Source organism: Bilifractor sp. LCP21S3_A7, from assembly GCF_052118825.1.
Lineage (GTDB): Bacteria > Bacillota > Clostridia > Lachnospirales > Lachnospiraceae > Bilifractor.
Genome location: NZ_JBQKGL010000004.1, coordinates 273,365 through 287,616 on the forward strand (window position 1 = coordinate 273,365; position 14,252 = coordinate 287,616).

Consider the following 14,252-nt stretch of genomic DNA (forward strand, 5'->3'; position numbering starts at 1 on the left):
GGCGATCACGGATATCCGATACACGGAAAACATGGCCGTCAATGCGGGACTGTACTGGAGATAGAATAATTGTCGGCGATCCCAGACGTGAAGAAATCGATTTTTTGTCAACAATGAATGAAAGGACTTTATTTATGAAACACGCGGATATTGTCAATCGGATGACGGCGGAGGAGAAGGCCGCATTTCTTTCGGGGAAAAGTGAATGGGAGTCCTGGAATTTTGAACGGCTCGGAATTCCGTCGATCTTTATGTCGGACGGACCGAGCGGAATCCGCAAGCAGGCCGGCGAGGGCGACCACCTTGGTTTGAATCCCTCGGTTCCTGCGACGTGTTTTCCATCGTCAGCGACTCTCTGCAACAGCTGGGACGCAGCCCTGACAGAAGAGGTCGGCGAGGGACTGGGAAGGGAAGCCATGGCGGAGGGAGTCAACGTGCTTCTGGGACCGGGCATGAATATCAAGCGGAATCCGCTTTGCGGACGTAATTTCGAATATTTTTCTGAGGATCCGTATCTGACGGGGAAGCTGGCAGCGGCAGAAGTGCGGGGAATTCAGTCCCGGGGTGTGGCTGCCTGTTGCAAGCATTTTGCGGTGAATTCGCAGGAGACCCGGCGGATGGCCATGAATGCGGTTATCGATGAAAGGACACTTCGGGAGATTTACCTGACTGCGTTTGAAATCGCGGTGAAGGAGAGCCACCCGAGGGCGATGATGTCAAGCTACAATGAGGTGAACGGAGTATACGCGAACGAAAACCGTCATTTGCTGACAGATATTCTGCGGAAGGAATGGGGGTTTGACGGTTTTGTTGTGACCGACTGGGGCGCAAGCAATGATCATGTTCTCGGTGTGAAGAACGGCTCAAACCTGGAGATGCCGAATCCGGGACTGGATTCGGCCAGAGAACTCCTGGCTGGGGTTAAATCAGGCAGGATTTCGCAGGATGAGGTGGATCAGAGAGTCGATGAGCTGCTGGATGTGGTGCTGGAGCTGACCGCTGAGGCAAAAAAGGTCCGTCAGAATCATGACGATCATGACGGTTCTGTGCAAGCTTCCTGTCTGGATAAAGACGCGATACACCGTGAAAACCACCAGCTTGCTCGGAGAGCAGCGGCGGAAAGTATGGTTCTTCTGAAGAACGAGGATCGGATTCTTCCATTGAAGAGCGGGACAAGGGTCGCCATCATCGGAGATTTTGCATTTGAACCGCGCTATCAGGGCGCCGGTTCCTCGATGGTGAATGCAACGAAGGTAGAAAACATCCGGGATCTCGCAGGCGGCTATGATCTTCAGGTTGTGGGCACGGCAAGAGGATACCGGAGGGACGGGAGTGAGGATGCAACCCTGATCGGGGAAGCGGTTTCCCTGGCGAAACAGGCAGATGTTGTACTGCTCTTCTTTGGCCTGAATGAGCAGTCCGAGTCTGAGGGCCTTGACCGCACACATCTTCGCATTCCGCAGAACCAGATCACTCTGATGCGCGAGATTCAGGAAGCAAACCGGAACACAGTTGGAATTATCAGTGCGGGATCGGTCATTGAGATGCCCTGGCACAGCCTTTTCAAGGGGCTTCTTCACGCGTATCTGCCGGGACAGGCGGGCGCGAGCGCCATGCTTGACGTGCTCACCGGCGCGGTAAACCCATCCGGACACCTCGGAGAAACCATTCTGAATAAATATGAGGATACACCGTCGTATTCGTATTATCCGGCTCTTGAGCGAAACTCTGAATATCGTGAGAGCGTATTTGTGGGATACCGGTATTTTGAGACCGCAGATGTTCCTGTGCTCTTCCCGTTTGGGTATGGGCTTTCCTATACCACCTTCGAATATTCCGCTCTGCAGGTAGAAGAATCGGGAATCCGGTTCACGCTGAAAAATACCGGCACCCGTGACGGCGCCGAGGTTGTGCAGATGTATGTGGGAATGAAAGATTCCGCTCTTTTCCGACCGGTCCGTGAGCTGAAGGGATTTGCTAAAATCTTTCTAAAGGTCGGAGAAGAAAAGAAGGTGAGTATCCCGTTTGATGACAAGACTTTCCGTGTGAGGAATCGCATGACGGACCGCTGGGAAATCGAAGGCGGAACGTACCAGATTTCTGTCGGATCCAGCTGTCGGGATCTGCGTCTTTTTGCATCGGTGGAGAAGCAGGGAGATCTGGAGCAGCTTCCGTACGATCGGGAGAAATGCGGCTGCTATTACAAGGCGGACATCCGAAGAGTCTCTGATGAGGCGTATGAAGAGATACTGGGGTATCCGGTTCCTTCCGGCTCCTGGAACCAGAAAAGCCTCGGTATCAACGATGCCCTGTGCCAGATGTATTACGCGAAGAGTCCCATCGCCAGAAAGATATATAGGGTTCTGGACAGGAAACTGAAAAAATCGCAGGCGGAGGGAGGCGTTCCGGATCTGAATACGATGTTCCAGTATAATATGCCGTTCCGCGCCATTGCCAAGATGACCGGCGGTCTGGTCTCGATGGAAATGGTAAAAAGTATTGTAGAGATGGTGAACGGTCATTTCTTCCGGGGAATGGGAGGCGTGATCGGCGGATTTTTCCGGAACAGGAAAGAAAATAAGCAATATCTCCGGAAATTAAATTGAAATTGAAACGAATATGAAATTGAAATGAAATCGATAGGAACAGACAAAGGCAGGTTCGTGACGGACCTGCTTTTCTGGCATTTTCAAAGAGAAATATATATTGATTTCCAGACTTCCGGATGGTATTTTGTGATTCAGGACAATCTCTCTGGCGTCACCAGATGGGAAATCGGGCATGAAGGAAGTGGATCAAATGGATAATGAAAAAGTATTTGCCATGAAATTTTCCAAGGTATACCCGCTGCTCGTGGCGAAGGCTGAGCGTAAAGGCAGGACAAGGCAAGAGGTGGATGAAATCATCTGCTGGCTGACAGGATATGGAGAAGGAGAGCTGCAGGAGCAGCTGAAAAAGGAGGTGGACTATCGGACATTTTTTGAAGAAGCTCCCCGGATGAATCCGAATTGCCATCTGATTACAGGCAGTGTGTGCGGAATCAAGGTCCAGGAAATCAAAGATCCGTTAATGCAGAAGATCCGGTATCTGGACAAGCTGGTTGATGAGCTGGCAAAAGGCAAGGCAATGGAAAAAATAATGCGATGATGGAAAACATCAAAGAAAAATACCTGTCCGCCGGAGAAATGCTCCTTGAGCGGACAGGTATTTTTTTGATTTACGCGAACAGTGAGCCACAGCCGAATGCGAAGTATTCGTGTGCGGCGAGCGTCGCGATAGCGAGATAAAACTCGCGCAGCGTGTTTTATCTCGTTCAATCAGGTGACGAAGAAATGCAGTTGATAAATGATTTAGTCAGCTGACGAAGAGACATCATTGATGAAAGATCCAGTCAGGCGACGAAGAGCAGCAATTTATCCGGTCAGGCGACGAGGTATACGATCACAGCTGCTATGGTACTTGTAAGTCCGACGAGTGCCTCATACGCGATCAGCTTCATGCGGTCCGGGATCTGCATGTTCACGGCACCGCCGGTTGCATGGAAGAAGGAGCCGTGGGGCAGGGAGTCGATGACAGTTGCTCCGGCATGAATCATTGCGCCGGCGGAGACGGCCGGTATTCCGCTAGAGATAAGTACCTTTGAGAAGGTCTGTGCGGCAACGGTAGCTCCTGCCGTGGTCGAGGCTGTAGCGCCTGCCATGAGGATGCCGGCGATTGGCGCAAGCAGGAAGGCGGGCATGTGGAAAAAGTTCAGTACATTCACGACATCTGCCTGAAGAGCGGATGCCTTGATGATGCCGGCAATGGTACCTGTACCGAGAAGCAGTATGGAGACACCGGTTACCTTATCCAGTCCAAAGGAGGAAAATTCGCCGAATTTTTTTACAGTGCCTGTCGCAAACGCGCAGACGAGTCCACCGACCGGAAGAGCGATCATCGGGTCTATCGTAATCCCTGCCTGACGGAGCGCGAGCAGCACAATTACGGTGAGAGGGCCGGCAATTGCCTGCGCAAAGGAGGGCAGGCTGCGGGAATCGGTCGATTCAAGATCCGAATCTGTTACCGGAAGGCCGTTCTTTCCGGCAAGAATTCCGGACAGAATGACCGTGACAATCAGGGCACAGATCGCCGGAATGATGTTTCTCGTGATCAGAGAGGTCAGATTGATCTTAAAAGCTTCTGAAACCGCGATGGTATTCGGGTTTGGGGAAATGATGTTGCCGGCCTTTCCGCCTCCGATCATCGCCAGGAGCAGTGACTGCTTGTTGTATCCGGCTTCCTCACCGATCGCGAGCGCAATCGGGGCAACGGTGATTACAGAAATATCGATAAATACGCCGACCGCGCAGATGATCATCGTGGCCAGGGCTACCGCAAAGAGCGCTCTGCGGCTTCCGAGCTTCCGGACGATGACCTGTGCGATTTTTTCAGCGGATCCGGTCCGGATGAGCGCGCCGGCGAGAATGCCGGAGGTCATGATCCGGAGAACGGAGGTAATCATGCTCCCCGCCCCGGTCATCATGGAGTCTACGGTAACACCCAGGTTTCCGCCGGAGCCGATCAGTCCGCCGACCAGAGCGCCGATGATCAGGCTGTAGGCCGGATGGAATTTCCGGATGATGAGAAAAATTGCGAGCGCCATTCCGATCAGCGCCCCTGCAGTTGAAAATGTGTATGTCATTGCCTTGCCTCCTTATATGGTATCCGTTGGGATGGTCAGAAAGTTTTATATGCAGCAGCGGGATACTTAAGCTTCTCCCGTTCTGCATCCGGGAGAGTGCCTGCAAATCCTTCAGGTCTTATGAGTTGGTTCTGATGTTTCGGGTTTAGCAGTGATATCCGGAGGATTACCTCTTCGCTAGCTGCAGTTTTATGAGGCGTGCCGCCTGTTCGGCCGCAGCAGCCATATTTTTTTTGGCGTTCTCAGGTTCACAGGCTTCTTCCAGGGTCGTGACACCGCGTACGATCGGGAAGAAGGCATCGATGCCGCATTCGTTGCAGGCGCATGCGTCGTCTGTGACGCTTCCGGCAAAGGCGATGACGGGTTTCCCATGTGCTTTGGCAAGATTTGCGACTCCGACCGGCACCTTGCCCATGGCAGTCTGGGCATCGAGCCTGCCTTCGCCGGTAATGATCAGATCCGCGTCCGCGAGGTATGATTCGAGACGGGTCTCCTCAAGAACAATCCGGATGCCGGACTGAAGCTCGGCGGGCAGAAAAGTGCGGAAGGCAAAGCCCATACCGCCGGCAGCTCCGGTTCCGGGAAAATCCGGATCAGCGTCCGGATGAAGGACTTTGGAAATTTCGGCATATCGGGCGAGCCAGCGATCCATATTCCGGATATCCTCCGGACGTGCTCCCTTCTGCGGGCCGAAGACAGCACTGCATCCGTTGATGCCGCACAGCGGATTTGTGACATCGCAGGCGATGCGGAAGGTGCATTCTGCCAGCTCGGGGAGGACATGCTCCTCCGTTATCACAGCAAGATTCATGAGTCCCCGGGCGCCGCGTGAAATCTCTCTGCCATCGCTGTCCATAAGTCCGAAGCCGAGGGCCTGAAGCATGCCGGCGCCGCCGTCATTCGTCGCGCTTCCTCCGATTCCGATGATAAAGCGACGGCAGCCTTTTCGAATGGCATCCGCAATCACCTCGCCGACGCCGTACGTGGTTGCCGAAAGCGGGTTAAGTTCTTCGGCCGGGACCAGAGTGATGCCCGCGGCTCCGCTCATTTCGATCACCGCAGTCATGGAATCACGGATGATCCCATAGGGACAGTCAACCGGCTCTCCGAATGGTCCGGTGACCGTGACATGCTCAAGGTGTCCGTTCATTCCCTTTGTCAGGGCCTCAACTGTTCCCTCTCCTCCGTCCGCAAGCGGCCGCACGGCAATTTCCGCGTCGGGATACACCCGATGAAAGCCCTCCGCAAAAGCATTTCCCGCTTCGATCGAAGTCATGCTTCCCTTGAATGAATCTATGGCGGTCACAATTTTCATATCAATACTCCTTTCGCCTGTTCATAAATTTCCGAAGGTAATTCGTCTGTGTTGTGTATCTGTCCCCGGACTTCTCCGATCGCCTTCGGAACCTCCGGGCTGCTGTTCCGCACTTGTTTTATAAGCTGATTATAGAAAAAAGTATCCGGGTATGCTATGTTATAGATAACATAAATTTAACGATAAAATGCAATTGTATATCATGTTTAACAGATCTGATCTTATAAATCCGATCTGGCAGGCCGGATCTAACAAACGCAATCTGGCAGACCGGATCTAACAAACGCAATCTGGCAGACCGGATCTAACAAACGCTATCTGACAGACCGAATCTAACAAACACTATCTGGCAGACCGGATCTAACAGACCCGCTCTGGCAGACGCGATTTACAGACATGAAAAAAGAAAAAAGAGGAGAAAGCTGAGAACATGAAGAGTCTGATACGGCACCGTCTGGCGCAGCAGATGGTGGATACCATACATGATGTGTGCGGATACAACATTAATTTTATCAGTCCGGAGGGGAAAATCACCGCGTCGACGGATCCGGAGCGTATAGGTATGTTCCACGAAATTGGAAGAAAAGCTGCAGAGAGTGGAGAGACCATAGAGGTGGACAGCAACGAGGATTATTCGGGTACAAGAAAGGGAATAAATATTCCGATCTATTATCATAACTCTGTAATCGCGGTGATCGGTATCACGGCAGAGCCGTCCGAAGCCCGGAAGTACGCGCATCTTGCGGAAAGGATCTCGGCGCTTCTCCTGCATGAGCAGGAAATCGGAGAGATGTACCGGAGTACAGATGAGCGGCGCGCCTATCTGATCCGCTGTATCCAAAATGAGGATTTCGAAAACCGCGCTTATTTTGACAGCTGCCTGAAGGAGTTTCATGTAGACCCGAAGGGCAGATACCGCATGCTGTGTATCGAGATAAATACTCGTTATAATCTGGTGAACATCTCTCTTCTGGAGCAGAAGGTAAGAGCTTTTTTCAACCGGATCGGGGAAGAAGTCTACACCTATATCTACCCGAACCGGTTCGCCGGACTCATACGGTCGGAGTCATACAAGAATTATCAGTCAGTATTCCGCCGTTTCGCATCGGATCATCATCAGATCCTTCAGATGGCGGTCGGCAGTGACAAGAGCTTTGAAAAGTGCGGCGATTCCTGGCGGGATGCAGTCATCGCCATTAGCTCTATACGCGGGACCGGGAAGGATCTCGTCGCGTTTGATGATCTGAAGCTGGAGATCCTTCTTTCAGGGATGAGCGATGCGGTGAGAGAGGAATACACAACGAAGGTGCTGGGAGGGTTGAAGCCCTCGGAAGTTGAATTCCTGAAGACGTACTATGACTCGGACATGTCTCTGAAGGCGGCCGCGGAGAAGCTTTTCCTGCATGTCAACACCGTTCAGCAGAGGCTGAACCGGATCGCCGGGAAGACCGGAATGAACCCCAGGAATTTCCGGGATGCGGTTCTGTTCTGGCTGGCGATGCATGTCTGAGGCAGGCGAACGGGCGGCTATGAATACAGATTCTGTTCTGGCGCTGGCGATGCATGTCTGAGGCGGGCGAACGGCCGGTCCTATATACGGATTCTGTTCTGACTGGCGATGCATGTCTGAAAGAGGCAGATACCGGTGATGATGAATGCGAATACGAAAGATCAGAAACCGGAACTTCCTGCAGACTCGGAGGACGCCGGGGTCTTTAACGTTGCGGCGTAGATGGCCCAGGGGATGGAGTCTTTGATCTCGATGCACCGGATATTCTCCTGCCGGATTTCGGAGGCATGAAGGTTTACATCGATGCCGATACCGTGCTGTCTGGATACGAACAGATAAATTAGTGAGCTCTCCATTGTACGGATGGAGATCTGCGGCACAAAGCCGAGCTCCTGACATTTGGTGACGATGGAGTGAAAAATACTGAATTTCTCGTTGAGTGTGATCAGCTTCTCCTCCTGCAGATCCACGAATGACAGTACATCTCTATCATACAGCGGATGCCCCTGAGGAACCACGGCACAGAGTCTCGTCTCGAAGATTTTCTGCTCGTGCACCATGGGGGAGCGAAAATGATCGACGACATAGGCGGTGTCGATTTTGCCGCCCAGGAGCAGATCTTTGATGTTCTGATTGAAATCCTCTGTCCATTCCACTCTCTCTGATCCGATCAGCTTCTGATTCAGAGCCCGCAGCGCGGGGACGGATTGAAGCGCGCGAATGACGCCGCAGGCGAAACCAACCCGGAGAGAGCGGCGGGAGAAATCCATCCGCTTCATCTCCATTTCAAGATCCTGCAGCCGGTACAGCAGCTCGCGGCTGTGCCTGTACAGGTAGTCTCCGCTCTTGGTGGGAATGAGCCCTGCGGATGACCGGCGAAAGAGAACCACGCCGAGCTCATCCTCCAGGCGGTTCAGATTTTTTCCCATACCCTGCGGGGAAATATAAAAACGTTCGGAAGCCTTGTTTAAACTTCCGGTTTCATAGCAGGCACAGAAATAACGAAGCATTTTTGTATCCATTTCCTGAGTGCGTCTCCTTCTTACATGATATCCATTTTCTGGGCATGTTTCCTTCTTACATGATGCCCATTTCCTGGGTGCGTCTCATTCTTGTATGACGGGATCTGTCTTCCTGCATTATACCCCAGATAAGGATGAGTTTATACTCTTTCAGACAAAAACCATACAATCATTATGAAGGGATGAAAAAAATAGTTTCTACACGCATGAGTCTGGTTGATGGCGAAAGCCTGGGAGCCGATGTAAGATAGATTTAGTTAATTTGTTAACGATATCGCGCCATCAATCTGAAATGAGTGTACAGGAGGATGTTATGAGAACCAGAAAATACCCGAATCTCTGCAAACCAATCACGATCGGCAGAACTACCTTTCGCAACCGTATGTTTTCCGCACCTATGGGTGGAACGGATATCACGAATGACGGCTGCATCGGACCAAAATCCACGGCTTTTTATGAGCTGCGTTCCAAGGGAGGCGCAGCGGCGGTCACGGTAAGTGAGTGCATGGTTCACCCGCAGACGGACGGTTCACATGCCTATCATCTGGATGAGTCCATTCTGAACTCCCTGGCCTGCGCAACCTATACGGCGGATGCAATCCGCAGGCATGGCGGGATTCCGAGTCTGGAACTGTCGCACTCCGGTATGTTTGCCGGCACCTACATGACAGACAAAAAGAAGCAGCACGATCTGCATCAGTGGGGACCCTCCGATACCGTTCGCGGAGACGGCGTGCAGGTGAAGGCTCTGACAAAGGAAATGATTGAAGACATTGTGTCGGCGTACGGGCATGTAGCAGGACTGGCAAAGCGTGCGGGTTTTGAGATGATCATGATTCACGGCGGGCACGGCTGGCTGATCAATCAGTTCCTCTCTCCCCTGTTCAATCATCGGACAGATGAATATGGCGGGTCACTGGAAAACCGCACCCGGTTTGCTGTGGAGGTTCTTCAGTCGGTGAGAGAGGCGGTAGGCCCGTTCTTCCCTGTTGAATTTCGAATGAGTGGCGCTGAGTTCACGGAGGGCGGATATGGCCTCGATGAAGGTGTCCGTATTGCACAGGCGATCGAGCCCTATGCGGATATCATTCATGTGTCGGCCGGCACCTATCAGAAGACGTTCGGCATCACGCATCCGTCAATGTTCGAGGACCACGGACGTAACGTGTATTTGGCGGCAGAGATCCGGAAGCATGTACAAAAACCGGTTGCTACGATCGGAGGCCTGAACGACCCGGCGCAAATGGAGGAGATCATTGCTTCGGGAAAAGCGGATATCGTGTATATGGGACGCGCCCTTCTGGCCGATCCCTTCCTTCCGAGAAAAGTCAACGAGGGCAGAGAGGATGAGATCGTGCGGTGTCTGCGCTGCTTTACGTGTATGGCGGAGCGCGCGGCCACATCTACCAGACGCTGTACGGTCAACCCGCTGATCGGAAGAGAACTGGAAGGGGATGAGATCCAGCCCGCACCGGTAAAGAAAAAGGTTCTTGTGGCAGGAGGCGGCCCGGGCGGTCTGTATGCGGCTTATACCGCTGCGAGACGCGGACATCAGGTGGTCCTCTGTGAGAAGGAAAAGGAGGTCGGCGGCATTCTGAAATCGGAGCAGGCGCTTCCCTTCAAGTATGAGATGTATCAGCTCTCCGGAACATACCGGCTGCTCTGCGAGAAGGCGGGCGTTGAGATCCGTACCGGTGTCGAGGTGACACCGGAATATGTCGACAGCGAGGCGCCGGATGCACTGATCATTGCGGTTGGCTCTACACCTCTCGTACCTCCGATTCCGGGGCTGCGCGGGGAAAACGGAGCAAACGTCATTGTGGTCAACAACTATTATCTGGAAAAAGAACGCTGCACGGACCATGTCGTTGTATTCGGCGGCGGACTCGCGGGCTGTGAGTGTGCCGTTCATCTCGGGCAGGAGGGAAAGCATGTTGAGATCGTTGAGATGCGGGATATGCTTGCGCCGGACGCAAACGTCCGCCACCGTCCTCTGCTGATGGCACAGATTGATAAATATTGTACGGTCCATACCGGTTACAAGGGACTCGAGGTCACAAAAGAGGGAATCCTCTGCGAGACAAAGGACGGAGAGAAGGTTCTGGTTCCCGGTGACACCGTGATCTGCGCGCTCGGTCAGAGATCCCGGACTGATGTTGTGGAGGCCCTGATGGACACCGCTCCCTTCGTCCGTGTAATCGGCGATGCGTCCAGAGTTTCCACCATTACAAATGCGGTGTACTGGGGCTATCATGCGGCACTCGACATCTGAGGATCGGAAACCGCAGACTTCTGTTCCCCACAAACGCCTGATATCCGGCAATTTGTATGAAATTTGAGAATCAGAAATCGCAGATTTTTGTTGCGGTCAAGGCGCTCAGGGTTACTGAAATCCCTGGGCGTTATTTTGTATTCACCCAATTCTTGCCGTCTTAGTGGAACGTGAGCATTTTATACAGAAAGAAATATCGGGAGACAGATTTTTGATGATCCCGCAAGTGCAAATATGATATGATACAAGTAGAAAACAGGGATGCCGTGGAAGTCTTTTGGGAAGATGCCGAGATCAAAACAACGTAGTTACATGGGTTCGGATGAATCGGGATATGATTTTAGGACGCGGTTGAATGGCTTTTGATGAAAGATTGCAATGACTTGAATGAGAGGTGACAGAATATGAATTTTAAACCAGAAAAGAAACTCGGCTTTGGCCTGATGCGGCTTCCGCATATGGATCCGCAGAATCCTGCGGATATCGATATCGAACAGGTGAAAAAGATGGTGGATATCTTTATGCAAAGGGGTTTCACCTATTTTGATACCGCATGGATGTACAACGATTTTGCCAGTGAATGTGCTGTAAAGACATGCCTTTCGGATCGTTATCCGAGGGAAAATTATACTCTTGCAACGAAATTGCACGCGGCTTTTTACAACACGATGGAAGAAAGAGATGAGATTTTCTTTAAGCAGCTGGAAAAATGTGGCGTTGAGTATTTTGACTATTATCTGATTCACGGCGTTGGTCACGGCATGCTAAAGCATATCGACACATTTGATGTGTGGAACTGGCTGGTTCAGAAGAAGGAAGTCGGCCTTGTCAGACACATTGGTTTCTCCTTCCATGATACGCCGGAGTTGCTGGAAGAGCTGCTGACGAAACATCCGGAAATGGAATTTGTTCAGCTTCAGATCAATTATCTGGACTGGGAGTCCGAATGGATTAACTCGAGGCGGTGCTATGAGGTGTGTGAAAAATTTGGCAAGCCGGTGATTGTGATGGAGCCTGTGAAAGGAGGAACGCTTGCAAAGATTCCGGCCGAAGCGGAGCAACTGTTCAAAGATCACGATCCATCTCTGTCCGTTCCCAGCTATGCGATTCGTTTTGCCGCAAGTCTCCCGAATGTCATGGTCGTGCTCTCCGGTATGTCAAATATTGAACAGGTAGAGGACAATACCTCCTTTATGCAGGATTTTGAGCCTCTGACGGAAGAAGAGAAGGCACTCTGCTTCAAGGCTGGAGACATTATTAACAGTCAGATTACAGTTCCGTGTACTGGCTGCCATTATTGTACGGACGGATGCCCGAAGCATATAGCTATCCCGGAATATTTTTCTTTATACAATGAGGATATGCGCGAAAACCTTGCGGAAAAGGGATGGACCGTGAACTTTACCAATTATCAGGAGGTTGCGGCGAGACACGGAAAGGCGTCTGACTGCATCAAATGCGGACAGTGCGAGAGCGTCTGCCCTCAGCATCTTCACATCATCGATTTTCTGGAAGATGTAAGCAGGCATTTTGAACACTGAGGAGTGGAGAGATATATGGCAGTATTTCCAAATCCTGAAAATGAAGCAACATTGCAAATGATCCGCGATTAGTGTACAATATTATCGCTAAAATTTCTATGAGGGCTTCTCCGACGGAGGAGAAGCCTGTTCATTTACGCGAACAGTGAGCCGCAGCCGAATGCGAAGTATTCGTGTGCGGCGAGCGTCGCGATAGCGAGATAAAACTCGCGCAGCGTGTTTTATCTCGTTGTCAGAAGGTCTTTATTGATATAGTGGAGGAAGGCTGCAGAATCCCGACGATCTATCAGACGGGGATTACTCTTTTTCATCTGCCGGAATTCGCAATCTAAGGCCAAGGACGATCTGTCTCGTGGCGCTTGTTGTGGCACCCGATAAATTTAGCAAGGAGCCAAAAGCCCGTAAATATAAGGATTTTTAAGGAGATATAGAAGAAAATGAAACTAGGTATCGTCGGACTTCCGAATGTTGGTAAAAGCACTCTGTTTAATGCGCTGACCCAGGCAGGGGCAGAAATGGCAAACTATCCGTTCTGCACCATTGATCCAAATGTCGGCGTTGTGCCTGTTCCGGATGAGAGACTGAAGCTGCTTGGCGACTTCTTTCATTCCAAGAAGGTGACACCGGCAGTTGTCGAGTTCGTGGATATCGCCGGTCTGGTAAAGGGCGCATCGAAGGGAGAAGGCCTGGGTAATCAGTTCCTCGCGAATATCCGTGAGTGCGACGCGATTGTTCATGTCGTCAGATGCTTTGAGGATCCGAATGTCATCCATGTAGATGGAAGCGTTGATCCGACCCGTGACATCGAGACCATTGATCTGGAGCTGATCTTCGCGGATCTCGAGGTACTGGAGAGAAGAATCGCGAAGACGACCAAGGCGGCCCGCATCGGCGACAAATCCGTCAAGACGGAGCTTGAGATGCTTCTGGCCCTGAAGGCGCACCTGGAGGATGGCAAGGACGCGATTTCGTTTGATCTGGAGCCTTACCGGGACGAGGAGAGCGTTTTGACCGCCTTTAATGAGCTGAATCTCCTTACCGCGAAGCCGGTGATCTATGCGGCGAATGTCGCGGAGGACGATCTTGCGGACGACGGCGCTTCCAATCCCCATGTTCAGGCGGTGCGGGAGTACGCGAAGGCGAAGAACAGCGAGGTCTTCGTGGTGAGTGCGGAGATCGAGGCGGAGATGTCCGAGATGAGCGATGAGGATAAGGAGATGTTCCTTGAGGACCTCGGCGTGAAATCATCCGGAATGGACAAGCTGATTCAGGCCTCTTACCGCACGCTCGGTCTGATGAGCTTCCTGACCGGAGGTGAGGACGAGACCCGTGCGTGGACAATACGAATCGGCACAAAGGCACCGCAGGCGGCCGGAAAAATTCACACCGACTTTGAGCGCGGCTTCATCAAGGCGGAGGTCATTAATTACAAGGAGCTTCTGGACTGCGGTTCGTATGCGGCGGCACGTGAAAAGGGCCTGGTCCGCATGGAGGGCAAGGATTACGTCGTAAAGGACGGCGATGTGATTATTTTCCGTTTCAATGTATAAAGCAATCTCCCGAAGAGGGCCTTTTTAAGATCAGGCCAGACTTCGGGAGATTTTTTTACGCGAACAGTGAGCCGCAGCCGAATGCGAAGTATTCGTGTGCGGCGAGCGTCGCGATAGCGAGATAAAACTCGCGCAGCGTGTTTTATCTCGCTATGGGCTTTAGCCTGTTGAGCTCGAGCGAGTATTTCCCAACGGAAATATGAGCCGAGCGAAATAAAAAACCACCCGCTATGCGGGTGAGAGTCAAATAGTTATACAATTGAGATCAACTCTTTCTATAATAGAGGTGTCCAAGCCACTATTTAAAAGAAAGAGGTGATCTCATGGCGAACCAGGCGAATAGCCTTGCGCATACCAAATG

10 protein-coding genes are annotated in these 14,252 nt (G+C 51.8%); 7 read left to right on the top strand and 3 right to left on the bottom strand.

The features are described 5' to 3' along the window. The first annotated feature begins 134 nt into the window (after nt 1–134). From ACTQ1O_RS05580 to ACTQ1O_RS05590, 3 genes are read left to right on the top strand one after another with little or no spacing between them, the layout of a single operon-like run. Nucleotides 135–2,606: a glycoside hydrolase family 3 C-terminal domain-containing protein gene (locus tag ACTQ1O_RS05580; protein WP_441486448.1), complete on the top strand. Its 2,472-nt coding sequence runs from the start codon at nt 135–137 to the stop codon at nt 2,604–2,606. A 24-nt stretch (nt 2,607–2,630) separates the two neighbouring features. Next, nucleotides 2,631–2,807 (top strand): hypothetical protein, encoded by a 177-nt coding sequence (locus ACTQ1O_RS05585; protein WP_441486449.1) that lies wholly within the window; start codon nt 2,631–2,633, stop codon nt 2,805–2,807. Next, nucleotides 2,800–3,147 carry a DUF2200 domain-containing protein gene (locus tag ACTQ1O_RS05590; RefSeq protein ID WP_441486450.1) on the top strand — a complete coding sequence of 116 codons (348 nt, stop codon included), beginning with the start codon at nt 2,800–2,802 and terminating at the stop codon, nt 3,145–3,147. Before ACTQ1O_RS05585 ends, ACTQ1O_RS05590 begins: the two co-directional genes overlap by 8 nt. 274 nt (nt 3,148–3,421) lie before the next feature. Here ACTQ1O_RS05590 and ACTQ1O_RS05595 read toward each other — a convergent pair whose 3' ends face one another. Then, the gene (locus ACTQ1O_RS05595; protein WP_441486451.1) at nt 3,422–4,681 is read right to left on the bottom strand and encodes a GntP family permease; all 1,260 of its coding nucleotides are present in this window, start codon (nt 4,679–4,681) and stop codon (nt 3,422–3,424) included. A 166-nt stretch (nt 4,682–4,847) separates the two neighbouring features. Beyond that, nucleotides 4,848–5,996: a glycerate kinase gene (locus ACTQ1O_RS05600; RefSeq protein ID WP_441486452.1), complete on the bottom strand. Its 1,149-nt coding sequence runs from the start codon at nt 5,994–5,996 to the stop codon at nt 4,848–4,850. Between the two features lie 430 nt (nt 5,997–6,426). Here ACTQ1O_RS05600 and ACTQ1O_RS05605 point away from each other — a divergent pair, with 430 nt between their 5' ends. Then, complete coding sequence (locus ACTQ1O_RS05605) at nt 6,427–7,506, top strand: CdaR family transcriptional regulator (RefSeq protein ID WP_441486453.1); 1,080 nt, start codon at nt 6,427–6,429, stop codon at nt 7,504–7,506. 161 nt (nt 7,507–7,667) lie between these two features. Here ACTQ1O_RS05605 and ACTQ1O_RS05610 read toward each other — a convergent pair whose 3' ends face one another. Further along, the gene (locus ACTQ1O_RS05610; protein ID WP_441486454.1) at nt 7,668–8,528 is read right to left on the bottom strand and encodes a LysR family transcriptional regulator; all 861 of its coding nucleotides are present in this window, start codon (nt 8,526–8,528) and stop codon (nt 7,668–7,670) included. Nucleotides 8,529–8,841: 313 nt separating this feature from the next. On the opposite strand from ACTQ1O_RS05610, the gene ACTQ1O_RS05615 reads away from it, so the two are divergent. The 3 genes from ACTQ1O_RS05615 to ychF all read left to right on the top strand — a co-directional run bounded on the left by ACTQ1O_RS05615 (nt 8,842) and on the right by ychF (nt 13,891). Beyond that, nucleotides 8,842–10,800 carry an oxidoreductase gene (locus tag ACTQ1O_RS05615; protein ID WP_441486455.1) on the top strand — a complete coding sequence of 653 codons (1,959 nt, stop codon included), beginning with the start codon at nt 8,842–8,844 and terminating at the stop codon, nt 10,798–10,800. Between the two features lie 404 nt (nt 10,801–11,204). Then, nucleotides 11,205–12,341, top strand: a complete 1,137-nt coding sequence (locus ACTQ1O_RS05620) for an aldo/keto reductase (protein WP_441486456.1) — start codon at nt 11,205–11,207, stop codon at nt 12,339–12,341. Nucleotides 12,342–12,778: 437 nt separating this feature from the next. Further along, a complete protein-coding gene (gene ychF / locus ACTQ1O_RS05625) occupies nt 12,779–13,891 on the top strand; it encodes a redox-regulated ATPase YchF (protein WP_441475671.1) in 1,113 nt (370 codons plus the stop codon). The last annotated feature ends 361 nt before the right edge of the window (nt 13,892–14,252 follow it).

Bases quoted from the DNA above. Each gene is read 5' to 3' on its own strand.
- ACTQ1O_RS05595 (WP_441486451.1), bottom strand. From the start codon at position 4,681: ATGACATACACATTTTCAACTGCAGGGGCGCTGATCGGAATGGCGCTC.
- ACTQ1O_RS05590 (WP_441486450.1), top strand. From the start codon at position 2,800: ATGGATAATGAAAAAGTATTTGCCATGAAATTTTCCAAGGTATACCCG.
- ychF (WP_441475671.1), top strand. From the start codon at position 12,779: ATGAAACTAGGTATCGTCGGACTTCCGAATGTTGGTAAAAGCACTCTG.
- ACTQ1O_RS05615 (WP_441486455.1), top strand. From the start codon at position 8,842: ATGAGAACCAGAAAATACCCGAATCTCTGCAAACCAATCACGATCGGC.
- ACTQ1O_RS05585 (WP_441486449.1), top strand. From the start codon at position 2,631: ATGAAATCGATAGGAACAGACAAAGGCAGGTTCGTGACGGACCTGCTT.
- ACTQ1O_RS05580 (WP_441486448.1), top strand. From the start codon at position 135: ATGAAACACGCGGATATTGTCAATCGGATGACGGCGGAGGAGAAGGCC.
- ACTQ1O_RS05610 (WP_441486454.1), bottom strand. From the start codon at position 8,528: ATGGATACAAAAATGCTTCGTTATTTCTGTGCCTGCTATGAAACCGGA.
- ACTQ1O_RS05605 (WP_441486453.1), top strand. From the start codon at position 6,427: ATGAAGAGTCTGATACGGCACCGTCTGGCGCAGCAGATGGTGGATACC.
- ACTQ1O_RS05600 (WP_441486452.1), bottom strand. From the start codon at position 5,996: ATGAAAATTGTGACCGCCATAGATTCATTCAAGGGAAGCATGACTTCG.
- ACTQ1O_RS05620 (WP_441486456.1), top strand. From the start codon at position 11,205: ATGAATTTTAAACCAGAAAAGAAACTCGGCTTTGGCCTGATGCGGCTT.